The 25701-nt window shown below is 69.4% G+C and carries 24 protein-coding genes; 11 read left to right on the top strand and 13 right to left on the bottom strand.

Features of this window, described 5'->3' with window-relative positions:
* The first annotated feature begins 14 nt into the window (after positions 1 to 14).
* Positions 15 to 2123: an acetate--CoA ligase gene (acs, locus tag CTB96_RS02145; RefSeq protein ID WP_248283176.1), complete on the top strand. Its 2109-nt coding sequence runs from the start codon at positions 15 to 17 to the stop codon at positions 2121 to 2123.
* A 127-nt stretch (positions 2124 to 2250) separates the two neighbouring features.
* Here the strand turns inward: acs and CTB96_RS02150 are convergent, their stop codons facing one another.
* The 6 genes from CTB96_RS02150 to CTB96_RS02175 form a co-directional block, all read right to left on the bottom strand.
* Positions 2251 to 3084 carry a hypothetical protein gene (locus CTB96_RS02150; protein ID WP_110125273.1) on the bottom strand — a complete coding sequence of 278 codons (834 nt, stop codon included), beginning with the start codon at positions 3082 to 3084 and terminating at the stop codon, positions 2251 to 2253.
* Positions 3081 to 5753, bottom strand: coding sequence for a DUF4062 domain-containing protein (locus CTB96_RS02155; RefSeq protein ID WP_110125274.1), 2673 nt, complete (start codon positions 5751 to 5753; stop codon positions 3081 to 3083). The genes CTB96_RS02150 and CTB96_RS02155 overlap by 4 nt, the downstream gene beginning before the upstream one ends.
* A 134-nt stretch (positions 5754 to 5887) precedes the next feature.
* Entirely contained in the window at positions 5888 to 6601 is a 714-nt protein-coding gene (locus CTB96_RS02160) for an esterase/lipase family protein (protein ID WP_248283177.1), read from the bottom strand.
* The gene (locus CTB96_RS02165; RefSeq protein ID WP_110125276.1) at positions 6598 to 7380 is read right to left on the bottom strand and encodes an alpha/beta fold hydrolase; all 783 of its coding nucleotides are present in this window, start codon (positions 7378 to 7380) and stop codon (positions 6598 to 6600) included. The genes CTB96_RS02160 and CTB96_RS02165 overlap by 4 nt, the downstream gene beginning before the upstream one ends.
* Before the next feature lie 63 nt (positions 7381 to 7443).
* Positions 7444 to 8448, bottom strand: coding sequence for a diacylglycerol/lipid kinase family protein (locus tag CTB96_RS02170; RefSeq protein WP_110125277.1), 1005 nt, complete (start codon positions 8446 to 8448; stop codon positions 7444 to 7446).
* A gap of 130 nt (positions 8449 to 8578) precedes the next feature.
* Positions 8579 to 8962 (bottom strand): DUF1801 domain-containing protein, encoded by a 384-nt coding sequence (locus tag CTB96_RS02175; protein ID WP_110125278.1) that lies wholly within the window; start codon positions 8960 to 8962, stop codon positions 8579 to 8581.
* A gap of 131 nt (positions 8963 to 9093) precedes the next feature.
* On the opposite strand from CTB96_RS02175, the gene CTB96_RS02180 reads away from it, so the two are divergent.
* The 3 genes from CTB96_RS02180 to CTB96_RS02190 all read left to right on the top strand — a co-directional run bounded on the left by CTB96_RS02180 (position 9094) and on the right by CTB96_RS02190 (position 12271).
* Positions 9094 to 9744, top strand: coding sequence for a signal peptidase II (locus CTB96_RS02180; protein WP_110125279.1), 651 nt, complete (start codon positions 9094 to 9096; stop codon positions 9742 to 9744).
* Between the two features lie 44 nt (positions 9745 to 9788).
* On the top strand, positions 9789 to 10781 hold the full coding sequence (locus CTB96_RS02185) for an LLM class F420-dependent oxidoreductase (RefSeq protein ID WP_110125280.1): 993 nt from the start codon (positions 9789 to 9791) through the stop codon (positions 10779 to 10781).
* Between the two features lie 233 nt (positions 10782 to 11014).
* Complete coding sequence (locus CTB96_RS02190; RefSeq protein ID WP_110125281.1) at positions 11015 to 12271, top strand: methyltransferase; 1257 nt, start codon at positions 11015 to 11017, stop codon at positions 12269 to 12271.
* Between the two features lie 124 nt (positions 12272 to 12395).
* Here the strand turns inward: CTB96_RS02190 and CTB96_RS02195 are convergent, their stop codons facing one another.
* The 3 genes from CTB96_RS02195 to CTB96_RS02205 form a co-directional block, all read right to left on the bottom strand.
* Positions 12396 to 12821 (bottom strand): DUF1622 domain-containing protein, encoded by a 426-nt coding sequence (locus tag CTB96_RS02195; RefSeq protein ID WP_248283178.1) that lies wholly within the window; start codon positions 12819 to 12821, stop codon positions 12396 to 12398.
* Positions 12822 to 13081: 260 nt separating this feature from the next.
* Entirely contained in the window at positions 13082 to 14122 is a 1041-nt protein-coding gene (locus CTB96_RS02200) for a hemolysin family protein (RefSeq protein ID WP_110125283.1), read from the bottom strand.
* Positions 14115 to 15464: a hemolysin family protein gene (locus CTB96_RS02205; RefSeq protein ID WP_110125284.1), complete on the bottom strand. Its 1350-nt coding sequence runs from the start codon at positions 15462 to 15464 to the stop codon at positions 14115 to 14117. The genes CTB96_RS02200 and CTB96_RS02205 overlap by 8 nt, the downstream gene beginning before the upstream one ends.
* A gap of 215 nt (positions 15465 to 15679) precedes the next feature.
* Here CTB96_RS02205 and CTB96_RS02210 point away from each other — a divergent pair, with 215 nt between their 5' ends.
* Both CTB96_RS02210 and CTB96_RS02215 read left to right on the top strand, forming a co-directional pair.
* Positions 15680 to 16483 (top strand): sugar phosphate isomerase/epimerase family protein, encoded by an 804-nt coding sequence (locus CTB96_RS02210; protein ID WP_110125285.1) that lies wholly within the window; start codon positions 15680 to 15682, stop codon positions 16481 to 16483.
* Positions 16480 to 17586 carry a Gfo/Idh/MocA family protein gene (locus tag CTB96_RS02215; RefSeq protein WP_110125286.1) on the top strand — a complete coding sequence of 369 codons (1107 nt, stop codon included), beginning with the start codon at positions 16480 to 16482 and terminating at the stop codon, positions 17584 to 17586. Before CTB96_RS02210 ends, CTB96_RS02215 begins: the two co-directional genes overlap by 4 nt.
* On the opposite strand, the gene CTB96_RS02220 is transcribed toward CTB96_RS02215, so the two are convergent.
* Both CTB96_RS02220 and CTB96_RS02225 read right to left on the bottom strand, forming a co-directional pair.
* Positions 17583 to 18203 (bottom strand): TetR/AcrR family transcriptional regulator, encoded by a 621-nt coding sequence (locus CTB96_RS02220; protein ID WP_110125287.1) that lies wholly within the window; start codon positions 18201 to 18203, stop codon positions 17583 to 17585. The genes CTB96_RS02215 and CTB96_RS02220 overlap by 4 nt on opposite strands.
* A gap of 26 nt (positions 18204 to 18229) precedes the next feature.
* Positions 18230 to 18700: a MarR family winged helix-turn-helix transcriptional regulator gene (locus CTB96_RS02225; RefSeq protein ID WP_110125288.1), complete on the bottom strand. Its 471-nt coding sequence runs from the start codon at positions 18698 to 18700 to the stop codon at positions 18230 to 18232.
* 61 nt (positions 18701 to 18761) lie between these two features.
* On the opposite strand from CTB96_RS02225, the gene CTB96_RS02230 reads away from it, so the two are divergent.
* From CTB96_RS02230 to CTB96_RS02250, 5 genes are all read left to right on the top strand, one after another.
* Positions 18762 to 19127, top strand: coding sequence for a VOC family protein (locus CTB96_RS02230; protein ID WP_110125289.1), 366 nt, complete (start codon positions 18762 to 18764; stop codon positions 19125 to 19127).
* Between the two features lie 11 nt (positions 19128 to 19138).
* Complete coding sequence (locus CTB96_RS02235) at positions 19139 to 20002, top strand: DNA-3-methyladenine glycosylase family protein (RefSeq protein WP_110125290.1); 864 nt, start codon at positions 19139 to 19141, stop codon at positions 20000 to 20002.
* A gap of 66 nt (positions 20003 to 20068) precedes the next feature.
* On the top strand, positions 20069 to 20713 hold the full coding sequence (locus tag CTB96_RS02240; protein ID WP_219993195.1) for a TetR/AcrR family transcriptional regulator: 645 nt from the start codon (positions 20069 to 20071) through the stop codon (positions 20711 to 20713).
* Entirely contained in the window at positions 20710 to 22389 is a 1680-nt protein-coding gene (locus CTB96_RS02245) for an MDR family MFS transporter (RefSeq protein WP_110125291.1), read from the top strand. The genes CTB96_RS02240 and CTB96_RS02245 overlap by 4 nt, the downstream gene beginning before the upstream one ends.
* 104 nt (positions 22390 to 22493) lie before the next feature.
* Positions 22494 to 23582 carry a D-2-hydroxyacid dehydrogenase gene (locus CTB96_RS02250; RefSeq protein WP_110125292.1) on the top strand — a complete coding sequence of 363 codons (1089 nt, stop codon included), beginning with the start codon at positions 22494 to 22496 and terminating at the stop codon, positions 23580 to 23582.
* 69 nt (positions 23583 to 23651) lie between these two features.
* Here the strand turns inward: CTB96_RS02250 and CTB96_RS02255 are convergent, their stop codons facing one another.
* Positions 23652 to 24569, bottom strand: coding sequence for an aminodeoxychorismate lyase (locus tag CTB96_RS02255; protein WP_219993196.1), 918 nt, complete (start codon positions 24567 to 24569; stop codon positions 23652 to 23654).
* On the bottom strand, positions 24566 to 25687 hold the full coding sequence (menC, locus tag CTB96_RS02260; protein ID WP_110125293.1) for an o-succinylbenzoate synthase: 1122 nt from the start codon (positions 25685 to 25687) through the stop codon (positions 24566 to 24568). The genes CTB96_RS02255 and menC overlap by 4 nt, the downstream gene beginning before the upstream one ends.
* Between the last annotated feature and the right edge of the window lie 14 nt (positions 25688 to 25701).

Here is a 25701-nt window from a genome sequence, read left to right on the forward strand (position 1 = left end):
GCCGGAGTGTGCCCATGCCGAACCCCGACACCGACACCGACATGAGCACTGGCACCACCACCCACACCCCGGCCAGCCGCGCCGCCACCGCCGACTGGACCGACACCAGCGCCACCATCCGCAACCTCTCCACCGAGCACCGCCGCTACCCCGCCCCGGCCGAGTTCGCCGCGCAGGCCAACGTCGACGCTTCCTGGTACGAGAAAGCCGCCGCCGACCCGGTCGCGTTCTGGACCGAGCAGGCCAAGCGCCTGGACTGGGCTGAGCCCTGGCACACCGACCACAGCTGGCACCCCACCACCCCGGATGCCGACGGCGTGATGAGCGTGCCGCACGCGGAGTGGTTCGCCGGCGGCAAGCTCAACGTGGCGGTGAACTGCGTCGACCGGCACGTGGCCGCCGGCCGCGGCGACAAGGTCGCGTTCCACTTCGAGGGCGAACCGGGCGACCGTCGCACCCTCACCTACGCGGACCTCGAGAAAGAGGTCGCCCGGGCCGCCAACGCGCTCACCGACCTCGGCATCGTGCAGGGCGACCGGGTGGTCATCTACCTCCCGGTGATCCCCGAGACGATCATCATCACCCTTGCCGTCGCCCGCATCGGCGCCATCCACTCCCTGGTCTTCGGCGGATTCTCGGCCGAGGCCCTGCGCTTCCGGGTGGAGGACACCGGCGCGAAACTGCTCGTCACCACCGACGGCCAGTTCCGCCGCGGCAAGGCAGTTCCGGTGAAGGAAGCCGCCGACAAGGCCGTCGAGGGCGTCGACTCGATCGAGCATGTACTCGTGGTGCGCCGCACCGGCGACCTGACCCCGGACATCCCGTGGACCACCGGGCGCGATGTGTGGTGGCACGACACCGTCGATACGGCATCCGCCACCCACGAGCCCGAGTTCTTCGACGCCGAGACGCCGCTATTCATCATCTATACCTCCGGCACGACCGGCAAGCCCAAGGGCCTGGTGCACACCAGCGGCGGCTACCTCACCCATGCCTCCTGGAGCCACTGGGCGGTATTCGACGCCAAAGACACGGATGTGCACTGGTGCACCGCCGACCTCGCCTGGGTCACCGCGCACAGTTACGTGCACTACGGCCCGCTCTCCAACGGCACCACCTCGGTCATTTACGAGGGCACCCCGAACACCCCGCACCCCGGCCGGCACTTCGAGATCATCGAGCGCTACGGCGTGACCACGTATTACACGGCGCCCACGCTCATCCGCACGTTCATGACCTGGTTCCCGGATGGCCTGCCCGCCGAACACGACCTGTCCAGCATCCGTCTGCTCGGCTCGGTCGGCGAGGCGATCAACCCCGAAGCCTGGGTGTGGTTCCGCGAGAACGTCGGCGCGGGCTCAGCCCCGATCGTGGACACCTGGTGGCAGTCCGAGACCGGCGCGGCCGTGATGGCGCCGCTGCCCGGGGTGAGCACCCTCAAACCGGGTTCCGCGCTGCGTGCGCTGCCGGGGCTCAGCACGCTGGTGGTGGATGACGCGGGCCAGCCGGTGCCGCACGGCACCGGCGGCTACCTCGTGCTGGCCGGCACCTGGCCGGGCATGGCCCGCACGGTGTGGGGCAACCCGGAGCGCTACCGCGATTCTTACTGGGCGCGGTTCGCGGAGCAGGGCTACTTCTTCAGCGGAGACGGCGCCAAGTACGACGACGACGGCGACATCTGGCTGCTCGGCCGGGTCGACGACGTGATCAACGTCTCCGGGCACCGGCTCTCCACGATCGAGATCGAGTCGGCCCTGGTGTCGCATCCGGCCGTCGGCGAGTCCGGCGTGGTGGGTGTGGCGGATGCGACCACCGGCGAGGGCATCGCCGCGTTCGTGATCCCCGCGGTGGCCCCGGCCACGGATGATCCGGCCGCCTGGCTGGCCCTGCGCGTCGAGCTGGCCCCGCAACTGCGGGCGCACATCACGCACGAGATCGGCGCGGTGGCCAAGCCCCGGGACGTGTTCCTGGTGCCCGACCTGCCCAAGACCCGCTCGGGCAAGATCATGCGCCGGCTGCTCGGCGACATCGTGGACGCCCGCCCCCTCGGCCACGTCACCTCGCTCCAGGACGACACCGTGCCCGGGCGCATCCAGGCCATCGTGCGGGCGGCCCGCCTCTAGCGAGAAGGACCCGCGAGACCTTCTGGTGTGCAGGTCGGCGCACCAGGTCTCGACAAGCTCGACCAACGAGGGTCTCGACAAGCTCGACCAACGAGGGTCTCGACAAGCACGGGCGGCGGGGCGGGGGTCAGGCGGCCCGGAGGCGGCGCTCGCAGTAGGCGTAGAACGTGACGTAGGCCAGGAACGAGAAGCAGAGGCCCGCCACCACCGGCACGGCGCTGGGACCGGTCAGGGCGTCCCGGCCGAGCAGCAGGGCGAGGAGGATGAAGGCCAGGCTCACGATCTGCGCCTGGAAGACCTGGCGGTACGAGCTCCACCGGGCGTCGCGCAGCATCCATACGTTGACCATGCCCGGAAGGGTGAGCACGGCGCCCACCACCCGGGCGGTGAGCGGCGTGAGCTCCCATGCCCACAACCCGCCGAACTCTACCGGGAAGAGGAACAGCGCCAGGCCCGCGGCGAGCGCCGCCAGGCCCACCGCGACCAGCACCACCCGTACCACCCCGTGCAGCAGGTAGTCCCGTTCCTCGGGCCGACCATTGTCGACACCGCGGTGCAGCACCAGCACGGCCGCCGCCAGGAACGGGGTGATGGCGTAGAGGGTGGCCCAGACCACGAAGATGAAGGTGCCCTGGTGAAAACGATCCCAGTGCAGCGCCGTGGCCAGGCCGAGGAGCGTTGCGAACACCACCACGGCGATGAAGCCGCGATGCACCCGGTGCCACCTCGTCTCCCGCGCCACCCGAACGAAGAACCAGATGCCGCCGATGTAGGCGCAGGCCAGGAGCAGCGCGCTGAGCGGCGGGGCGATGGTCCAGGCGAACAGCTGGTCGGTGCGGGTAGGGAAGACATAGAGCAGCACGCTTGCGACCATCAGAAACGGCACCAGCAGCACGGCAAGCCAGCGGGCGAACGGGCTCAGCCGGTCGGCACCCTTCAGCCCCCACTGGATGCGGGTCATTCCGTGTCCTTCGGCATCGGCGGCAGCGGGGACGCCGGCGATAGTCGGTCCCCGAATACGTCCATGGCGCCGCCCTTGGCCGGCGGCAGCGCGTACGCCACGGCGGCACGTACGCCGAGGTGGCGGCCCTCCTTCTCACCGCGTTCGAAGTCAGCCGCCAACGGCCCGCTCTGCAGCGGTCCGGTCCAGGCCCGGTGGAACGAGATCGACGGGGCGTTGTAGAGCCCGGTCTGTTCTCGCACCGACAGCGCCGCGCCGAACAGCCGCCCGGCGCGCACCGCGTCCCCGTCCTGCGCGGCGATCGCGGTCAGCGCCTCCAGCCCATAGGCGACGCCTTCTTTGTGCCCCAGGTCGCGGGAGAGCATCAGGCTGTCTTCGAACTGCGTGGTGGCCGCATCTGCGTCACCGAGCAGCAGATGCGCCCACCCACAGTGGTGCAGCGCGATCGTGGCGCCGAGTTTGTCCTTTTGTCGCAGGGTGAGCGCCAGGCTCTCCTCGAACCGGTTGAGGGCGCGGGGCAGCTTCTGCCGCAGAATCGCGGCCAGGCCCAGCGACACCAGCGCCATCGCCTCTCCCCAGCGGTAGTTCGCTCCGCGGAAGAGATGCAGGCTGGTCTCCAGCACCGACTCGGCCTCCTCGGCTTCGCCCTTCTCGAGCGCCGCGAGGGCCACCGACACCAGCGTCAGCGCCTCCGCCTTGGGCAGTCCCACCTGCGCGAACAGCTCGGCGCTCTCGGTGAGAGTCTGCGTGATCCCGTCCACCGGGTCCTGCCAGAACCGGATGGCGCCGGTGAAGTACAGCGCCCGGGCGCGGGCGGCCGGCGACAGCTCGGCATCCGCGGCCAGTAGCTCCTCCATCCAGCCGCGCACCTCGCCCAGGTGGCCGCCGATCCACCAGTACAGGTAGAGCGACCAGGCGAAGGCGGTCGCGGTCTCCCAGTCACCCCGGTCGAGATAGAACCGTTCGGTGGCGCGCAGGTTCTCCCGGTCGTCGACCAGCCTCGACATCCACTCGACCTGGTGTTTGCCGTCGAGCAGCCGGTCGGCGTTCGCGGCCACCCGCACGTAGTACTCGGCGTGCGCCCGGCGCAGGTCCTCGAGCTCACCGCCCGATTCGAGCTGCTCGAGCGCGTATTCGCGCACCGTCGCGAGAATCGTGAAGTAGGTCTGTTGTGGGCGCTCCTCCTGGCGCACGAGACTGCTGTCCACGAGCACGCCGAGCATGGTGAGGACGTCGGCCCCATCGTCCGCCCCGATGCTCTCCACGGCCTCGAGGGTGAAGCCGCCCACGAACACGCCGAGCCGGTTGAGCAGCTTACGTTCCTCGTCGCCGAGCAGCTGGGTGCTCCATTCGATCGTGCGGCGCAGGGTCTGCTGGCGGGCGGGCAGGTCGCTGGCCCCGCCGCTCAGGAGCGGCAGCCGCCGGTCCAGCCGGGCCAGCATCAGCTCGGGTGAGAGCAGACGGATGCGGGCGGCCGCCAGTTCCAGTGCGAGCGGAACCCCGTCGAGGGCGGCGCAGATACCCACCACGGCGCCGACGTTCGCGGGGGTCAGCTCGAAATCGGGCCGCACCGCCCGGGAGCGTTCCACGAAGAGGGCGACCGCCGGCGAGGTGCGGGCCGCGGCGAACGATACCGTCTCCGGCCGTTCGTCTCCGACAGCATCGGGTTGTGCGAGCGGGCCGAGTTCGAAGTTGTGCTCGCCGTTGACTCGCAGCAGGGCGCGGCTGGTCACCAGCACGTTGAGCTCGGGCAGTGCGGAGAGCAGCCGGGTCACCACCGCCGCCGCGGCCAGAACCTGTTCGAAGTTGTCGAGCACGAGCAGAACCCGTCGCCCGCGCAGCGCGATCACGAGCTTGCCTTCGACGGGCCCGTCACCGGTGTTGCGTACGCCGAGAGTCTGCGCGATGGCGGTGACCACGTTGGCTGGGTCGAGTACCGGGGCGAGGTCGACGAAGTACACGCCGTCGGGGTACTCGGCGGCGAGGTCTTCGCCCACGTCGATCGCCAGCCGGGTCTTGCCCATGCCGCCGGGGCCGGTCACCGTAACCAGCCGCACTTCCTCCCGCTCCAGGGTGCGCTTGAGGCTGGCAACCTCGCGTTCCCGGCCGATCAGCTCGGTGACCGGGGACGGGAAGGTTCCCAGGGCGTCCTCGACCTCGGCCGTGTGCTCCGGCTCGGCGGGCCGGGCGCTGGCGGCGAACCGCTCCGCCAACAAGGTGGCCAGGTCGGCCTCGAGCAGGCCGGTGAGGGCATCCGCATCGGCGAAGTACTTGAACGAGGCGGTGTCATCGGTGCGGATGCGGTCGAGCAGGTCGTTCAGCCGGGGCTCCCGTTCACCGTCGGTCTCGCGAATGTAGATCAGCTTGGGCAGCGAGCCAGAGAGGTTGAACTCGTCCTCGAGCCCGGAAACGGTCTCGGTGGGGGCGACCCAGCCGTACCTGTCGCCGTAGATTCCCACGAAGATGTTGCTCTGGTCGAGATAGGCCCGGTACAGGTCGCGAGGCGGATGCGGCCGGGCGCCGAGCTCGAACATCACCGGCGCCAGGTGCAGCCGTTCCACGGCAATACGGGCGCTCTTGCGCTCGGGGGCCAGCTCCTTCAGCGTGGAGCTGATGAACACGCGCAACTTCTGGTCTGGGGTACGGATGGCCGATGGGAACCCGGTCATGGGTGCCTCTCCTGCTCACAAGAACGGTCACGGATGATTCGGCCGTCGACGTGCACGCGGCTGGATCCGGGGGAAAGACGCACTACCCGGCCAAGCTACTCGATTTATTTCGCGCTGTCAGGAATCTCGCGCAATCAGTTCGCGCGGGCCACGGCGGCGAGCACCTGCCGGTGCGTCTCGGGGTGGCCGAGGATGCGGAAGTGGCCGCCGGTGTCGATCAGCACGTTCTCGGCGCCAGGCAGGATGCTGCCCTCAGGGATGTGGGGGTCGAACCGGCCGAAGATCGACACCACCTGGGCGTTCAGGCGTTTGTCGGCCGCGAGGGCGGCCAGGTGCGGGTTGGTGCCGGAGAACGCGCGCAAACTGGGCATGAGCAGGTAGCGGGCGTACCGCGAGCCGGAGAACGGGGTGCTGATCGCGACCAGCCGGGTGATGCGGGCGTCGGGGTCGAGCTGTGTCATTAGGTACTTGCCGATCAGGCCGCCCTTGCTGTGGGCCACGATCACCACGTTGTGCAGGTTCTGGCTCTGCAGGTAGTCGGCCACGATCGTCGCCGACGCCGCCACCGGCCGCCGGTTGGTGCCGAGCGGCGTCACCACGTGCACCGGATGCCCGTGCTCGTGCAGCAGCTCGATCAGCGGGCGCATGAACGGCCAACGCTCGTAGACACCGGGCAGGATCAGCACCGGCACGGCCGTGCCGGTGCCGAACTCGGCCGGGTCGGTGCGGGAGAGCACCGTGCGGGCCTGCCAGATCAGGGCGTACCCGTAGTCGAGCAGCCAGGAGCCGGCGTTGTGCAGGGCGTCGCGCACACGCGCCCGCCCGACCCGACCCGGCTCCTGGGTCACGGCGCGACCGGCTCGCCGCGGACCGCTTCGCCCAGAGAAGGCGTGCCGGCGTGCTCGAGGATGCCGACGGCCGTGGCAGCGGCGGCGCTGAACTGCACCAGGTGCCGTCCGGGCAGCTCCAGCAGCCGGCCTGACGGGGCCGCCGCGGCGAGGTGCACACCCCAGTCGTGGCGGGACACCGGGTCGTCCTCCCCGCGAATCACCAGGGTGGCCGCAGAGACATCCCGCAGCCGCAGGTCGGTGCGGTACGCGAGCATGGGTCGCAGGGTGGTCAGGTACCAACGCGGACCGCAGCGCAGGTAGTCGCCGAGCACGATCAGGGTGCCGTCCAGCGGTTCGCGGGTGGTGTCCCGAGCCAGGTCGAGCGCCTGCAGCAGCACCGAACCGCGGGTGGGGTCGGTGACCCCGCCGATCAGCACCAGGTGCGACACCAGCGCCGCATGCCGCGCAGCGGTCTCGGTGACGAACTGGGCGCCCATGGAGTGTCCGACCAGCACGACGGGCCGGTCGGTCAGCAGCGGCAGCAGCTCGGCGAGGTAGTCGGCGTACTGTTCGATCGTCACCCCGTGCTCCGGCTTGGGCGCCTTGCCGAAACCGGGCAGGTCCACCGAGTGCACGGCGCCGGCGGAAGCCAGCTCGCTGTGCAGCCGGTCGAGGTAGCGGTGCGACATGCCGATGCCGTGCACGAGCACGAACACCGGCGCTTCCGCCGTGCCGGGGCCGGGTGAGGAGACCACGTTCACAGCCGCCCCGATCACCGGCAGCAGCACCTCACGCACGCGGACGCATCCGGTTCACCCGGCATATGGCCGTTAGGGAATATGAATCGAGGGGCACGCCGGTCACGCCTGCGGAACCCGCACGCGCAGTCCGCCGGCGTGCACCTCGGCCTTGAACGCGGTGGCGGTGCCGAAGCCGTCGCCGTCGAGTTCGATCTCCTCGGGGTGGTTCAGCTTCACCGTGATCTGGCGGCCCTTCACATAGTTGAGAGCGTCGACCTCCTTGGACATCATCCGCCGGCCCAGCGGCGTGCGGCGCAGCACACCGTTCTCCCAGAGCACCTTCACCAGAATCTGCACCCAGCTCAGGAAGCCCTCTGGCCGCAGCATCACGATCTCGAACTGGCCGTCGTCGATCACGGCCTCCGGCAGCAGCAGCACATTGGCGGTGAGCAGGCCGGTGTTGCCCACGATCATGGTGTGCGCCCGCACCGACTGCACGCTGCCGCCGTCGAGGCTGTACTTCATGCGCAGCTGGTTCTTGTCGCGCAGCGCGGTGAAGATCGCGCCTACGTAGGCGAGCCAGCCGATCCGGGCCTTGAGCTCGTCATTGGTGCTCGCGAGCATCTTCGCGTCCAGGCCCAGTCCGGCCATCACCAGGAACGCATGCTTGCCGACGCTGTTGTCTTCGTGCCGGATCTCGATCCGGCCGATGTCGACGTGCCGGTCGGTGCCGGTGAAGGCCACGTCGATGGAGTGCTCGAGGTTGTCGAGGGTGAGGTTGAGGTTACGCGCCAGCAGGTTGCCGGTGCCGGAGGGCAGTAGCGCGAGCGTGGCGTCACTGCCGTGCACCACTTCGGCCACGGCGCGCACGGTGCCGTCGCCGCCGGCAGCGATCACCACGGTGGCGCCGGCGTCCAGGGCGGCTTGCGCCGCGCCCTGGCCCGGGTCTTCCTTGGTGGTTTCGAACCAGAGCGTCTCGCCCCACCCGGCCGCGGCTTCGGCGGTGGCGACGACGCTCTTGATGGCGTCGAGGTCGACCTTGATCGGGTTGTAGACCACGGCGGCGACGCCAGTGTCGGCATCCGAGGTGCTCGTCGTGATCTCGGCGTCGGTCGGTGACGACATGCGCGGTCTCCTCTAGCAGGTGAGCGGATGATCACGCTCGGTCGATCCCGCTGCGGCCGGCAGCGTACGGGTGCAACTACGCTACACGGCTCGGCGGACGCGAGGCGGGAGAACCGGTCAACTTTCGCCGTTACTTCTTGGCGGTCTTTTTCGGCTTCGCCTGGTTGTATGCGATCGCGGAGCGGATCAGGTTCTGAAGGGCAGTTTCGTCGACCTCGTCGCCCTCGGACAGCTCCACCGAGCGGCGCTGGTTGCCGCCGAGTTCTCCGTTGAAGAGCTGGTCGGGGTCATCGATCAGGGCGCCGTACATGAAGCCGAGCTTCACCTTGGTCTTGAAGATGTTGCCCACCACGAGGATGCCGTCGAGCTCCCAGACCGGGGCGCCCATCCACTTCCATTCCTCCACGATCTCGGGGTCGACGGCGAGAATGCTCTGCCGCAGTTTCGCCAGGGCGGCGCCGCGCCAGTCCGGATGCGTGTTGATCAGGTTGTCGATCTGTTCGCTCGGGTTCACGGGCTGGCCCCTCTGTGGTGCTGTGGCGATGTGCTGTCGTGTGCACAACCGGTCGGCGGCTGCCAACTGGCTGATCAACAGTCAACCATGCGGTCTTCGCACTCCTCGGCGACCGAAAAGCCTGAGACGATATGGGGGTGACTTCTGCCGCCCCGATCCCGCCGTCGACTCCGACCCGATCCTTCCGGGCCTCCCGGTTGGCCTGGCCTACCTTCGTCATCGCCGTGGTGGTGATCCTGCTCGACCAGGGCAGCAAGGTGTGGGCGGAAGCGGCGCTCAGCGACGGCCAGGTCATTCCGGTGATCGGCGACCTGATTCGCTTCGTGCTGGTCTACAACCCCGGCGCCGCGTTCTCCATCGGCGCGAACTTCACCTGGATCTTCGCCGTGCTGGCCGCGGCCGCTGTGGTGTTCATCGTGCGGCTGGCCTGGCGGGTGGAATCCATCGGCTGGATGATCGCGCTCGGACTACTGCTCGGTGGCGCCACCACACACCTCGGCGACCGGCTCTTCCGTGCGCCCGGCTTCGCCCGCGGTCACGTGGTGGACTTCATCGGCTACGGCAACCTCTTCATCGGCAACGTGGCCGACATCGCCATTTTCGCCGGCGCCATCATGCTGGCCGTGCTCACGGTGATGGGCGTGCACATGCGGCCGGTCGAACCGGTCGAGGGCGCGCCCGCGACGGCGCCGAACGCGACGGATGCCGCATCCGCGGCGCCGGAATCGACCGAGACTAAGCCGCCCGCCCCGCCGACCACATCCGGCGACGCGCCGTCCTGAACCGGCGTAATCCGGCCGTCATCGACCGCCTCTAGGCTGTCCCCATGCGATTCGGACTCTTCATTCCCCAAGGCTGGCGCCACGACCTGGTCGGCATCGACCCCGCGGAGCAGTGGGCCGCCATGAGCAGCCTCGCCGCCCACGCGGATGCCGGCGCCTGGGAATCGATCTGGGTCTACGACCATTTCCACACCGTTCCGGTGCCCACCGAAGAGGCCACGCACGAAGCGTGGACCCTGATGAGTGCGTTCGCGGCCACCACCAGCCGGGTGCGACTGGGCCAGATGTGCACCTGCATGAGCTACCGCAATCCGGCGTATCTGGCCAAGGTGGCGGCGACCATCGACATCATCTCGGGCGGCCGGGTGGAGATGGGCATCGGCGCCGGCTGGTACGAGCACGAGTGGCGTGCCTACGGGTACGGCTTCCCCCGCGCCGGCGAGCGGCTCGCCCGCCTCGACGAGGGTGTGCAGATCATGAAGCAGGCCTGGACCACCGGCACCGCCACCCTGAACGGCGAGCACTATCAGGTGGATGGCGCCATCGTGCGGCCGCTGCCGCTGCAGGAGGGCGGCATCCCGATCTGGATCGCGGGCGGCGGCGAGAAGGTCACCCTGCGCATCGCCGCGCAGCACGCGAACTACACCAACTTCGACGGCTCCCCCGAGGGCTTCGCGCACAAGAGCGAGCTGCTGCGCGGGCACTGCGCCGCAGTCGGCACCGACTTCGACGCCATCGTGCGCTCGGCCAACTACAACACCGTGATCGGCCGGGACGAGGCCGAGGTCGCCGAGCGGCTCGACGCCATCGAAGCCCGGGTGGCGCCGTACCTGGGCGAGGAAGGCACGGTCAAGTACATGGCCGACTACCGCAGCGGAACCGCGCAGGGCGTCGGCACGCCCGAACAGATTGTCGAGCGTCTCACCAAGATGAAGGAACTCGGCCTCGGCTACGCCATCCACTACTTCCCCGAAGCGGCCTACGACCGCTCCGGCATGGAGCTGTTCGAGCGAGAGGTTCTGCCCGCGCTGCAGTAGCGCGCCGAGTTGCCCCCACCCGGACGAGTTGCCCCCGCAGACCAGAGCAACTCGTCCGCAGCGGGGCAACTCGGTGGAGGGTCCGCTGCCGTCCAGCCGGCGTCGGGGCGCGGATGCGATACTCGACACAGGCCGCGGAGCCTTCTGCTCGCTGCAGGTCCCGGCCGTCATTCCCGCGTGCACGAACGCGGGCGGACCGAAACAACGTGTGTCGTGTCACAAGAGCGGACACCATGTCCAGCACGAACACTCCCGCCGACAGCCGCGGCGCCAGCGAGACCGGAGCGCTGACGCACGCCACCTCGACCGGCGTCACCGAGACACGTTCCGGTTCCGGTTCCGGTTCCGGCTCGGGTTCCGGCGACGACGCACCGCCCACCGCCGACATCCGCTGGCGCACCGGCGACATCGAACACACCGCCCGCTGGCATTCAGAGGGCGGCTGGCCTGCGCCGCGCCGCGTGGTCGTCGTTGACGACACCCTCACCGCGGATGCCGCCTACCGCATGGCGAAGTCGGGCACCGGCATGCTCTGGACCGGCGACTTCCACAACGCGAGGCAGCTGCTCACCGCCATGGCCCGGCGGGTCGACCGGCACCACCGCACTCCCGCGGTCGACCTCAAGGCAGCGTTCGAGGCGCATCGCACCGAGGCACTGCGCCGGGCCCGGCTGCTCGGCCTGCTGCTGGTGACCCTCGACTCCGGTTACGCCCTCACCCTCCGTCGCGCGCCCGATGTGCGGCAGGCCTGCGTCGAGGCGTACGGCCCCGGCCACGGCCGTTCGGTCACCTCGCTGCGCGAACTGCTCGGTGTGATCGGCGCGCACGAGTGGCGCACCAAGGGGGTTCCGGTCGCGGCGCTCGGCGCCCGCATCCACCCGCACTACGGGGTCTTCTCACCCGTGCGGGGCGAGTACCTGGGCCTCGTCGCCACCGCTCCCCTGGACGGTCGCACGGTGGCGTTCGACATCGGCACGGGCTCCGGCGTGATCGCCGCGATCCTCGCTCAGCGCGGCGTCGCGCGCATCGTGGCCACCGACCTGGAACCGCGGGCACTGGTCTGCGCCGGCGACAACCTGCACCGTCTGGGCTACGCCGACCGGGTCGAGCTCGTGGAAGCCGATCTGTTCCCCGACGGCCGCGCCGACCTCGTGGTCTGCAACCCGCCCTGGCTGCCCGCCTCGGCCAACGCCGGCACCGACTTCGCCGTGTACGACCCGAACGGCCGCATGTTGCGCGGGTTCCTGGCCGGCCTGGCCGACCACCTCACCACGGATGGCGAGGGCTGGCTGATCATCTCCAACCTGGCCGAATTGCTCGGGCTGCGCTCCCGCGGCGAACTGCTCGACCTGATCGACGACGCCGGCCTCACCGTGGTCGCGCGCCTGGACATCCGCCCCACCCACCGCAAGGTCGCCGACACCACCGACCCACTGCACGCGGCCCGGGTCGCCGAGGTCACCTCGCTCTGGCGACTCGCCCGCGCCTGAAGCCCCGCGTTCGCCCCCGCGGCACGCGTTGGTCCCGGCGGCACTAGTTGGTCCCGGCGGCACACGCTCGTGCACGTGCCCCCGCACCGAACACGTGCCGCGAGGCCGCGCGGGCGGGCGCGGGTCAGTCGGAGGCGCTCTGCGCGGCAGCCGGGCTTCCCTTGCCCGCGGTGCGCCAGCGTGCCCACGGCCAGACGCCGTCCATCTCCACCTCGAGAGAGAAGCTCAGCAGCACCCGGATGATTACAATCGCGCCGAGCACGAGCACGCTCTCCACGGTGGGTTCGACCAGGATGGTGCGAATGATGTCCGCCACGATCAGCACCTCGAGGCCGAGCAGGATCGCGCGGCCGAGGTTGCGGCGCATCACCTGGTAAGCCGTGGCCCGCGTCGCGGTGCGCAGCGCCTGCGGAATACCGCCGATCAGCGCGGCGAGCCCGCCGAACACCATGATCGCGGCGCCCAGGCCTTCGACGACCTGCACGACCGCCCCGATCACCTCTTCGAACACCATCTGACCCCGCTCCGGCTGCAGTCCTAGCGGCGACATTACTCCCCGCCGCCACGGATAGGGATGCAGGCACGGTCACCGGGTCTCGACAAGCTCGACCAACGCCCGGGGCGCGACCAATCCGCTGATCGAGCCCGTCGAGATCCCGCGAGCCGACCGCGTTCACAACCACACCCGGTCTCGACAAGCTCGACCAACGAGCGGGGCACGGTCACCCGGTCTCGACAAGCTCGACCAACGAGCGGGGCACGGTCACCGGGTCTCGGCAAGCTCTACCAACGAACGGGGCGGGCAGCGGGTTACACGCTGGTGACGTCGTCCACCTCGCCGACGAGTTCCTCGATGATGTCCTCGAGGAACAGCACCCCGGTCGCAACGCCGTCACCGTCGAACGAGGAGGCCACGTGGGAGCCGGTGCGGCGCATGGCCGCGAGGGCGTCCTCGAGGTCGCTGTCGCGGAGCACGGTGGCAAGCCTGCGCACCCGCTTGGCCGGAACCGGCTGCTGGAAGGCATCCGCTCCGGTGAGGTCCATCACGTCCTTGAGGTGCAGGTAGCCGGCCGGGGCTCCCGCACTGTCGGTGACGATATACCGGGAGAACCCATGTGCGGCCACAGCCTGCTGCAGATCAGCCGGCGACGCATGCTCCGGTAGGAATACGATGCCGGAGAGCGGCACCTCCACGTCGGAGACCCGCTTGGTGGTGAACTCGAACGCCGCCGACAACGTGCCGGAGGCGTCGGCGAGCATGCCCTCGCGGGTGGACTGCCGCACGATGCCGGCCACCTCGTCGAGGGTGAACGCGCTGGTCGCCTCATCCTTGGGGGTCACCCGGAACACACGCAGCACGCTGTTCGCCAGCCAGTTCAGGCTCACGATCACCGGGCGGAACACCCGCGCCACGAACACCAGCGGCGGCGCGAGAAGCAGGGCCGCGCGGTCGGGCACCGAGAACGAGATGTTCTTGGGCACCATCTCGCCCAGCACCACGTGCAGGAAGGTGACCAGGGCCAGCGCCACCGCGAACGCGATCGCACTGATGGCCTCGGCGGAGAGCGCAGTGAGCCCGAGCGGGATCTCGAGCAGGTGGTGGATGGCCGGCTCGGACACGTTCAGGATCACCAGCGAGCACACCGTGATGCCCAGCTGTGAGGTGGCGAGCATCAGGGTCGCGTGTTCCATCGCCCAGAGGGTGGTCTTCGCCGCCTTGTTGCCCTGTGCGGCCAGGGGTTCGATCTGCGACCGGCGGGCCGAGATCACGGCGAACTCGGCACCGACGAAGAAGGCGTTCACGATCAGTAGGACAACGAGCCAGAGCAGCCCGGGCAGGTACTCACTCATGGGTCAGCCTCCCTTCGATCGCGGCGGGCAGCGGGTCGGCATCAAGCCCGGACTCGGTCGGGGTGAGGCGCACGCGCAGCACGCGGGCACCGTCCATCCGCTCCACCCGCAGGGTGCCGGCGTCGATCGTGACGACGTCGCCCACCTCGGGGATGCGGTCGAGCCGGTCGGTCACGAAGCCGGCGATGGTCTCGTAGTCGCCGTCGTCGGGCACGGTGACGCCGGCGCGGTCGAGCAGTTCATCGGGGCGCAGGGCACCGTCGAACACGATCGAGCGGCCGGTCTGCACGATGCCGGGCTTGGCCCGGTCGTGCTCGTCTTCCAGTTCGCCGACGAGTTCCTCCACCAGGTCTTCCAGGGTGACGATGCCGGCGGTTCCGCCGTATTCATCCGTCACCACCGCGATCTGCAGGCCCTGCTGGCGCAGGGTGCCGAGCAGCCTGTCGACGCCCATCGACTCGGGCACCCGCAGGGCGGGGATCAGCAGGTCGGCGGCGGTCACCAGGGCGCGCCGGCCGAGGGCCACAGCGAAGGCCTGCTTCACGTGCAGCACCCCGAGGATGTCGTCGGTGTCCCGGCCGATCACCGGAAAGCGGGAGTAACCGGTAGTGCTGGCCAGGGTCACGATGCTCTCGGCGGTATCGCCGGCGTGCACCGACGCCATCTGCACGCGCGGGGTCATCACGTCGGCCGCCGAGTGGTCGGAGAACCGCAGGGTGCGGCCCAGCATGTCGGCGTGGTTCGCGTCGAGCAGGCCCTCGAGCGCGGAGCGGCGCACCAGGAAGCCGAGTTCCTCAGCCGAGCGGGCGCCGGAGAGTTCTTCCTTCGGTTCGATGCCGATCAGGCGGATGAGCGCGTTCGCGGTGTTGTTGAACAGCAGGATCACCGGTTTGAAGACGGCGGTGAACGCGGCCTGCAGCGGCACGACGACCTTCGCCGTGGCCAGGGGAACGGCCAGCGCGAAGTTCTTGGGCACGAGCTCGCCGATCACCATGGAGAACAGGGTGGCCAGCGCGATGCCGATGACCGCGCCCAGCACCGGCACGACACCATCGGGCACGCCGAGACCGGTCAGCGGGCCGCGGAGCAGCGAGCTGATGGCCGGCTCGAAGGTGTAGCCGGTGAGCAGGGTCGTCAGTGTGATGCCCAGCTGTGCGCTGGAGAGGTGGGTCGAGGTGATCCGCAGGGCCTTGATGGTCGGGCCCAGGCGTTTCTCACCGCGGGCCTGCCGCGCCTCGAGTTCGTTGCGGTCGAGGGTGACGAGGGCGAACTCGGCGGCGACGAACACACCGGTTCCGGCGGTCAGGATGAGCCCGAGGCCCAGCATGATCCATTCGTTCACGAGGTGGCTCCCTGCGCCCGGAAGCGTTCGGGGCGGACAGGGAGCTTGGGTTTATGCGTGGGAGGGTCATCCATAGTGGATCGAGCCTAATGGCCGTTCCTGTACAAACGCACAGGGTACAACCGCTCGTAACTATCGTCACCACCCCTTGGCTTTAAAACCGAACGGCGTTAGGTTTGTCACTGCAGATAACCATCACTTCCAAAGGAGCAAGTATGTCCAGCACACCCTCGGTCCAGCTCTACACGGTGAGGGATGCCATCTCCGCCGACCTGCAGGGCGCCGTGGCCCGCATCGCCGAAATCGGCTTCACCCAGGTGGAGCCGTATGCCTTCATCGAACGGGCGGATGAGTACCAGCGTGCGTTCGCGGCATCCGGCATCACGGCGCCGTCGGGCCACGCCCCCGTGATCGACTCCGATGACCCGGCCCGCGCTTTCGCTGCCGCGGCGCAGCTCGGCATCGGCACCGTCATCGACCCATTCGTGCCCAGCGAGCGCTGGCAGAGCGCTGACGACGCCGCCCGAATCGCCGACCGCGTCAACGAGCTGCAGCTGAAGGCCGCCGCCGAAGGCCTGCGGTTCGGTTACCACAACCACAACTGGGAGTTCTCGAACCAGGTGGACGGCCGGGCCATCTACGAACTCTTCGTCGAGCGGCTCTCGCCGGAGGTCGCCCTCGAACTCGACACCTTCTGGTCGACCGTCGGCGGCGCCGACACGCCTGAGCTGCTACGCCGGCTCGGCGACCGGGTGCAGTTCCTGCACATCAAGGACGGCCCGATCCAGGGTGCCATCGCCACCTCCCTGCCGAGCGCCGAGAGCGCCCTCGACGTTCCCGCCGAACTCAATGCGGCCTTCAAGAGCCAGTTGCCCGCCGGCAGCGGGGAGGCCGGGGTCGCCGCGATTCTCGCCGCCGCGCCGCACGCCCTGCGCGTGGTGGAATTCGACGGTTACGCGGGTGACGTCTTCGAGGGCATTGCCGCATCGTTCGCCTGGCTTGCGGAGAACGACAAGTGACGCGCACCGGACCCGTCGGCGTCGGCGTGATCGGCGCCGGCGTCATCAGCGGCACCTACCTGGAGAACATGACGGCGTTCGCCGACCTGGAGGTGCTCTTCGTCGCCGATCTCGACCTCGCTCGCGCCCAGGCGCAGGCGGAGGCATACGGGGTGGCAAGCCACGGCACGGTCGACGAGTTGCTCGCCCGCGACGACATCGAGATCGTGGTCAACCTCACCATTCCCGCGGTGCACACCGAGGTGGGTGAGCGGATCATCGCCGCGGGCAAGCACGTCTGGAGTGAGAAGCCGCTCGCCCTCGATCACGACTCCGGGGCGGCGCTGCTCGCCGCGGCGAGCGCCGCGGGACTGCGGGTGGCCTGCGCACCGGACACCGTGCTGGGCGCGGGCATCCAGACCGCCATGCGAGCGATCCAGCGCGGCGACATCGGTGAACCGTTGACGGCGACCACCATGTTCCACGTTCCCGGTCCGGATGCCTGGCACCCGAATCCCGAATTCCTCTTCGCGCTCGGCGCAGGTCCCCTCTTCGACATGGGCCCGTACTACGTGACCACCCTGGTGCACGCGTTCGGCTCCGCCAGCCGGGTCGGCGCGGTCTCGTCGCGTTCCCAGGCCGTGCGCACCATCGGCAGCGGCCCGCGCGCGGGTGTCGAGTTCCCGGTGCAGGTGCCCACCCACCACGCCGCGGTGATCTCGTTCGAGGGCGGGCAGTCCGCGCAGTCCACCTTCAGCTTCCAGAACGCCCTCCCCCGGGCGGGCTTCGTGGAGATCAGCGGCACCGACGGCACCCTGGTGCTACCGGACCCGAACACCTTTGAGGGCGACTCCACCCTGTGGCGGTTCGGCCACGACGAGCCGACCACGATCCCGGCGACCGGCTCCACCTACGGCCGCGGTTCCGGAGTGCTCGACCTGGCCCGCGCCATCCGTGCCGGGGTGCCCGAGCGGGCCAGCGGTGCCGTCGCGGCGCACGTGCTCGACGTGCTGCTGGCCGTCTCGGCGGCCGCCGAGACCGGTCAAGTCGTCGACGTGCCCTCGAGCATCCCGAAGCCGGTTCCCCTGCCGGAGGACTGGAACCCCGCCACGGCCACGCTCTAACCGCGCGGGTCTTCCTCGGGGCCGTCCGGTTCGGCCGGACGGCTCCCGGTGCGGGCCAGCGCGATCAGGGCCTCGACGTGCTCCCCCATGTCGCGGGTCTCGTCGAACATCCACTGCACCTGGATGCCATCGCTGACCGCCATCAGAATCGACGCGAACATCTCGGGGTCGACCGACCGGTCGAGCCGACCGGACGCCTGCATCCGGGTCAGCCCGGCCGCGATCGTCTTCCGGGAGTGCGCGTAGCGTTCCCGAAAGTAGGCGTGCGCGGGATGCGCCGGGTCGGTCGCCGCGGCGGCGGACAGGTTCGCGAACATTTGCACGAGCCCGGGAACCTCGGCGTTGTGGCGGATCAGTGCCGCGTAGGTGGCCGCCGGGTCGGGGTCATTCGGATCCTTGGCCGCATCCACTTCGTCCCGGGTGCGCAGGATGGCCACCCAGAGGTCGTCCTTGGACTCGAAGTAGTGCAACAGCCCGGCCGACGTGAGACCGACGGCATCGGCGATATCCCGCACCGAGGTCTGGTGGAAGCCCTGCCGGGCGACCAGCGCGAGAGCAGTATCCAGGATCTCGGCACGCTTCGCGACGCCTTTCGGGTATCTGCCCAGGGTCGCCATGGTGCAAGGCTAGACCAGCGGCACGACTAGCGCGGCGCGGCCGGATCGCTGGCCGGGTCGGTCAGGGCGGTGACGCACCGGGCCAGCAGCGCGCGCAACTGCTCACGCTCGACAGCATCCAGGCCCGACCGCATCCGGTCTTCCACCCCGCGCACCGCCGCGCTGGCCACGGTCAGCCGGCTGCGGCCCAGCTCGGTGAGCCGGGTCGGCAGTGCTCGGCCCTCTGCGGCCTGGTCGGGCCGGGACACGAACCCGTCGCGTTCCAGCGCCTGCAGCAGCACGTTCATCGACTGCCGGGTGACGAAGGCGCCGCGAGCCAGCTCGGAGTTGGACAGGCCCGGCCGCTGGGCGAGCAGCTCCAGGCAGGAGTAGTGCGTCACGCTCATGCCGAGGGGGCGGAGCACCGCCTCCATTGCCGAGCGCAGTGCGCTCGACGCCTCCTTGAGCAGGTAGCCCACCGATGTCTCCAGTTCGATCTGCGCATCCTCTTGACTCATGTCAGCATTCTGACATACTCTCTACATGTCAACTTACTGACACTGACGAAAGAGAATTCTCATGACGGCTTCCGGCCCCGGTTTCATTTCCCTGCAGGTACGCGACATCGAGCGCTCCGCAGCCTTCTACGAGCGTTACCTCGGACTCACCCGGCAGGCCGGTCCGCCCCACGCCGTGGTCTTCGACACCAAGCCCGCCGCGTTCGCCGTGCGCGGAGCCCTGCCCGGAGTGGACCTCGACGCGGTGGGCCAACTGGGCTTCGGCGTGGGCGTCTGGCTGCATGCCCCGGATGCCCAGGACATCCACGACGCCCTCCTCACGGCGGGGGTCACCATCACCTCTACGCCCATCGACGGCCCGTTCGGCCGCACCTTCACCTTCGCCGACCCCGACGGCTACCAGATCACCCTGCACGACCGCGCGTAAGCACGACGATCATGGAGACGTTCCACGAGGTACTCGGCCCCTGGTCGCTGGCCACCAGCCGGCGGTTTTGGGAGGGGTTCGCGCCGGCCGCGCTCCCGGCGAACGAGACCGGCGGTCACCTCCACACCGTGTTCCTTGCCGAGGCCGATTGGCAACGAGTGGAGGCCACCGTGCACCAGGCCGGCGACACCGCCCGCATCTCGGTGACCGGCCCGGGCGATCTCGAGGCCGCCACCGAACAGGTGCGGCGGTTCGTCTCCCTCGACATCGACGCCCGGGACTGGCCGGCGGTCGGCCGGCGCGACCCCGTGATCGCGGAGGCGCAGCGCCTGCTGCCGGGGCTTCGGCCGTGCGGATTCCATTCACCCTACGAGGCGGCGGCCTGGTCGGTGCTCTCCCAGCGCATCCGCATGAGCCAGGCCGCCAGGCTGTCCAGCGACCTCACCAGCCGGTTAGGTGCCGACGGTGCCTTTCCCTCACCGCAGGTGCTGCGCGGCCTCACCCTCGACCTGCCCGGCCGCAAGGCCGACTACCTGCACGCCGTGGCCGACGCCGCCCTGGCCGGGGTGCTCGACGGGCCGAGCCTGCGGGCCCTACCGGCGGGCGAGGCGCTCGAGCAGATCCAGTCGGTCCACGGGTTGGGGCCGTTCGCGGCCGAGCTTGTGCTCATTCGCGGAGCCAACGCCCCCGACGTCTTCCCCCACACGGAGGGCCGGCTGAGCGCGGAAATCGTTGAAAAGTACGGCGCCGAGCTTGCGCCGAGTGACGTCGCGGACGCGTGGCGCCCCTTCCGCTCCTGGGCTGGGGTGCACCTGCGCGCCCTGCGGGAACTCCGCACCCACGAGATCGAACGCGGCGCCGCGTTCCCGCGGTAGTTACCTTCTTGCGCAGCGCGCAAGTATGCAGTTGCGCATAGTTGCACGTCGTGCAAGAATTAATGCATGAGCACCTCCCCACCCGTGGGGCTGCGCGAGCGCAAGCGCGAACAGACCTCCCAAGCCATCCACATCGCCGCCGCCGAGCTCGTGCTAGAGCACGGGCTCGACGCCGTGACCATCGATGCCATCAGCGAGCGCGCGGATGTGTCGACCCGCACCTTCTTCAACTATTTCCCCTCGAAGGAAGACGCCGTCCTCGGCATCGATGAGGTGGCCGCATCGGCCGAGCTCGACAAACCCCGCGACTACGCCGGAGATCCCTTCCTCGCCGCCTTCGACCTCATCCACGCCCTGTTCGAGGCCAGCGGCGCCCAGCGCACCAAGTCCGAGCTCAAGCGCGACGTGCTGCGCAAGTACCCGCACCTGATGGTGCGCCAGATGGTGCGGGTTGCCGCACTCGAAGACCGGCTGAGTGAGATCGTCGCGCGCTGGCTCGCCAGCGACGAACGCTTCGCCGCCGAGACCGAGGCCGACCGCCTCGAGGAGGCCCGCATCATCCTGGGCGTGTGCCTGGCCACCGTGCGCATGAGCATGAAGAAGTGGGCCAGCGACACCAGCCAGACCGGTGGGCCGCTGTCGGCCGACCCCCGCACATCTTACGAGCGCTCGATCACGACGCTTCGTACCGTATTGGAGAAACTGAAATGACAACCGCTGAACCCAAACCCCCTCTCGACGAGGGGAGTCCGTCAACCCGCAGCGTGCTGCTGGTCTTCGCCGGCCTGATGGTGGCGATGCTGCTCTCTTCGCTCGACCAGACCATCTTCAGCACCGCCCTGCCGACCATCGTCGGCGAGCTCAACGGCGTGGAGCACATGCTCTGGGTCACCACCGCCTACATCCTCGCCTCCACCATCGTGATGCCGGTATACGGCAAGCTCGGTGACCTCGTCGGGCGCAAATGGCTCTTCGTCGGCGCGATCTCGATCTTCCTGGTCGGCAGCGTCATGGGCGGCCTCGCCGACTCGATGGGCACCCTCATCGCCGGCCGTGCCGTGCAGGGCCTCGGTGGCGGCGGACTGATGATCCTGGCCCTGGCCATCATCGCCGACGTTGTTCCCGCCCGCCAGCGCGGCAAGTACTCCGGCATCATGGGCGCGGTCTTCGCCGTCTCCAGTGTCGCCGGCCCGCTGCTCGGCGGGTACTTCACCGACGGACCCGGCTGGCGCTGGGCGTTCTGGATGAACCTTCCCCTCGGCATCCTCGCCATCGCCTCGGCCATCTTCTTCCTCAAGCTGCCCAAGCGCGCCTTCACCAAGCCGAAGATCGACTACCCCGGCATGATCGTGCTCGCCCTCGCTGCAACCAGCCTGGTGCTCTTCACCACCTGGGGTGGCAACACCTACGACTGGGATTCCCCCGTCATCATCGGCCTGATCATCGGCACTGTGGTGTTCGCCGGCCTGTTCGTCTTCATCGAGAGCCGGGCCGCGGAGCCCGTCATCCCGCTGAAGCTGTTCAAGAACCGCAACTTCAACCTCACCACCTCGGCCGGCCTCATCACCGGTGTGGCCATGTTCGGCGCCCTGGCGTACATGCCCACCTACCTGCAGATGGTCACCGGCGTCGGCGCGACGGATGCCGGCCTGCTGATGATCCCCATGATGGGCGCCCTGCTGATCTCGTCGATCGGCTCCGGCCAGATCGTGTCGCACACCGGCCGGTACAAGCTGATCCCCATCATCGGCATGTTCGTCACCGCGCTGGGCCTGTTCCTGCTCTCCACCCTCACGGCCTCGACCGCGATCTGGATCATGTGCGCCTACCTCGCCGTGATGGGCTTCGGTCTGGGCCTGTCGATGCAGATCCTCACCCTGGTCGTGCAGAACTCCTTCCCGCAGGCCATCGTGGGCACCGCCACAAGCTCGAACAACTTCTTCCGCCAGATCGGCTCGTCGCTCGGCGCCGCCATCGTTGGCAGCCTGTTCGTCTCCCGGCTCACCGACATCCTCTCCTCGAACCTGCCCGCCGGCAGCACCGGCGAGACCGGAACGAACTCGCTCACCCCGGCGCTCGTCGCCGCGCTGCCCGACGCCGCCCGCACGGTAATCGTGAACGCCTACAACGACGCCCTCGCGCCGATCTTCCTGCTCATGGTGCCGCTCGTTCTGGTGGCCGCGGTGCTGCTGATGTTCGTGGTCGAGAAGCCCCTGGCCACCCGGATCGACAAGACCGACGGTGAGCAGTCGCTGCACATGGAGATGCTCGACGAGTCCCTCGCCGCGGGTGCCCACGGCACAGCGGATGCGGTGCTCTCGACTCGTACCGGACTGATCACGGTGCCAGACACCTCCGGCGACAGCGCCGATCACTCGGGGCGCTGACCTGCGCTCCCTGCCGTTCTGACCCAACCGGCCCGGCCTCCGTGAGGAGACCGGGCCGGTTCGCGTTCTACGCTGGAACCGCACCCAGCCAGAGAGGGCTTCCCATGACCGACTCCCCCACCCGTTCCGATGCCCCCGCTTCCGACCGACTGCGGGTCGTCGTCGCATCCCCGCTGGCCGAAGAGCTCTGCCGGCTGATCGAACAGGCCGAACCCCGCATCGACCTGGTGCGCGACCAGTCCCTGCTGCCGCCTATGCGGCATCCGGCCGACTACCAGGGCGACCCGGCGTTTCGGCGCACCCCCGGCCAGCAGGCCGAGTTCGAGGCACTGGTCGACTCGGCCGAGGTGCTCTATGGCATCCCCGATGTGGACCCGGCCGCGCTCGCCCGCACCGTGGCGGCCAACCCGCGCGTGCGCTGGGTGCAGCTGATGGCGGCCGGCGGCGGCGCCCAGGTGAAGGCGGCCGATCTCAGCCCCGGCGACCTGCAGCGGGTGGCCTTCACCACCTCGGCCGGTGTGCACGGTGGGCCGCTGGCCGAGTTCGCGCTGTTCGGCATCCTGGCCGGGGCCAAGCAGCTGCCCCGGCTGCAAGCCCAGCAGCGCGACCACGTCTGGCCCGGCCGTTGGGCGCTCGGGCAGGTGCGAGACCAGACCGTGCTGCTGGTGGGACTGGGCGGCATCGGCCGCGAGATCGCCCGGCTCACCTCGGCCCTGGGCATGCACGTGATCGGCACCCGCCGCGCCGGCAGCACCAAGACGGTGGAGCATGTCGACGAGTACGTCTCCATCGACGACCTCGCCGCATCCGCCGCCCGTGCCGATGCGATCGTGGTCTCGCTGCCCGGCACCACCGCCACCGACGGCCTGCTGGATGCGGCCGTGTTCGCCGCCGCGCGACCCGGCGTCACGATCGTGAACGTGGGCCGGGGAACCGTGATCGACGAGGCCGCCCTGCTCGACGCGCTCACCAGCGGACAGGTCGGATTCGCAGCGCTGGACGTGTTCGCCACCGAACCCCTGCCCGCCGGCAGCCCGCTCTGGGACCACCCGAACGTGCTGGTCAGCCCGCACACCGCCGCACTCGACGCCGGTGAGGAACGCCGCATCGCCGAGCTCTTCGCCGACAACGCCACCCGCTTCCTCGACGGCGCCCCCTTGCGCAACCGGGTGGACACCGTCGAGTTCTACTAGCCCCTGTTTTCTCCGCGTCTGTTCCTCCGCTCACCGGGTGGGGTGGTGGATGGATGCGGCGGGGCGAGGCTAGCTGCGGCGGGCGAGCAGGTAGTCGAGCGCGGCGGTGTGCACGGCGGTGTCGAAACCGCGGGGCGTACCGTCGATGGCGACCACGGGCACGATCTGGCGCACGCTGGAGGCGAGCCAGACCGTGTCGGCGGCGAGCAGCTCGTCGGGGGTGACGGTGCGGTACTCAGTGGTGAACCCGTTGGCCTCGCCGAATTCGAACACCGCGGCCTGCGCGGTGCCGGCGAGGATGCCCTGGTCGGTAGACGGGGTGACCAGGTGGGTGCCGAACTGCAGCACCACAGTCGAGGTCGGGCCCTCGAGCACGAAGCCGTCGCTGCTGATGAAGATCACATCGTCGGCGCCGCGACGTTCGGCCTCTCGGTAGACCGACTTGTTCACCGCGTAGGAGAGGGTCTTCGCCCCCTGCAGCAGCCACGGCGAGGTCTGGGCCACGTCGTGCTTGTAGCCGCGGTCGAGGGTCACCACCGTCACGCCCTCGGTGCGGGCGATGCTGAAGTCGGGCACCGGCTCGGCGTAGACCCAGCCCGTGCAGATGCCGGCGCCCTCGACGCCGCGGGTGAGCACCAGCTTCACCGACAGGCGGGGGTGACCGGATGCCTCGATGGCCTGGCGGATGCCCTCGCGGTACAGCTCCAGCGACGGCGCCGGCAGGTCGAGCAACCGGGCCGAGTTCGCCAGCCGGGCCAGGTGCGGTTCGAGGGCCTGGCCGTAGCCGTCGATGGCGTCGAGGGTTTCGAAGATGCCGTCACCGCGGGTGACCGCCAGGTCGAGCACCGAGACCTGCGGCGCGGACGGGTCGGCCGGGTGCACGGCCGCGGCCAGCGCATCCGCGTCGGCCGGGGTCGTGGTGGGGTCGGCCAACATGAAGAGCACCTGGGCGCCTGTGGTCGTGCCGTGCTGGTCTGAAACGCTCATCGCTCTTCTCCGTAGTGCTCGTGGGTGATCGTGTTCTCGGTGATCCAGGCGGCCAACACCTCGTGGCCCAGCCCCGGCCCGGTGGGCACGGTGACCATGCCGTCGGTCGCGGTGACCGGCGGCGAGATGATGTCTCTGGCGTAGTACTTCTCCGACGCCGAGACATCGGAGGGGTAGCTGAAGTTGGGCAGCGACGACAGGGCCACGTTGGCCGCCCGGCCCACACCGAACTCGTGCATCCCGCCGCACCAGACCGGGATGCCGGCGTCGCGGGCGAGGTCATGCGCGGCGAGCGCCACGGTGAGGCCGCCCATGCGGGAGACCTTGATGTTCAGGATGCGCCCGGCGCCGAGCGCGATCATCGTGCCGATGTCGTCGAGATCCACCACGCCCTCGTCGAGGCAGATCGGCGTGGCCAGTTTGGCCTGCAGGCTGGCGTGCGCCACGAAGTCGCGCGGCCCGTAGGGCTGCTCGATCATGCTCAGGCTGAACTCGTCCAGGCCCCGCATCAGGGCGGTGGTCTCGTCGGTGTCACGGTAGATGCCGTTCGCGTCCACGTGCACGTCCTGCTCGGGGAACGCGGCCCGCACCGCGCGCACCGGTTCGATATCCCAACCGGGCTTGATCTTGAGCTTCACCCGGCGGTAACCGGCGTCGACGTGGCGGGAGACCTCGGCCAGCAGGGCGTCGATCGACGCCTCGATGCCGAGCGACACCCCGGCGGCAACCTCGGTGCGGGTACCACCCAGGGTCACCGATAGCGGCTCGTTGCGCATCCCGGAGTACAGGCTCCACGCGGCCATATCGAACCCGGCCTTGGCGAATTCGTGACCCCGGATGCGTGCCCAGGTCGTGGCCAGGTCGGCCGGCGTCTCCCACTCGTGGCCGATGATCGCCGGCACGATGTACTTCCGCGCCACCAGCAGGGCGGTGTCCACGGTCTCCGAGGAGTAGAACGGGTCGCTGGCCGAGGCGATCTCGCCCCAACCGACCGCACCCGAGGCATCCGTGAGGCGCACCAGGATGTGGTCGAGGTGGCTCTTGCGATGCGAGCTGGTCTCGAACCCGTGCACCAGCGGCAACCGGGTGACGAACAGGGAAACTCCCACTACCTTCATCGTGCTCCTTCTGT

The sequence above is a fragment of the Cryobacterium arcticum genome, from assembly GCF_003185895.1.
Classification (GTDB): Bacteria; Actinomycetota; Actinomycetes; order Actinomycetales; family Microbacteriaceae; genus Cryobacterium; species Cryobacterium arcticum.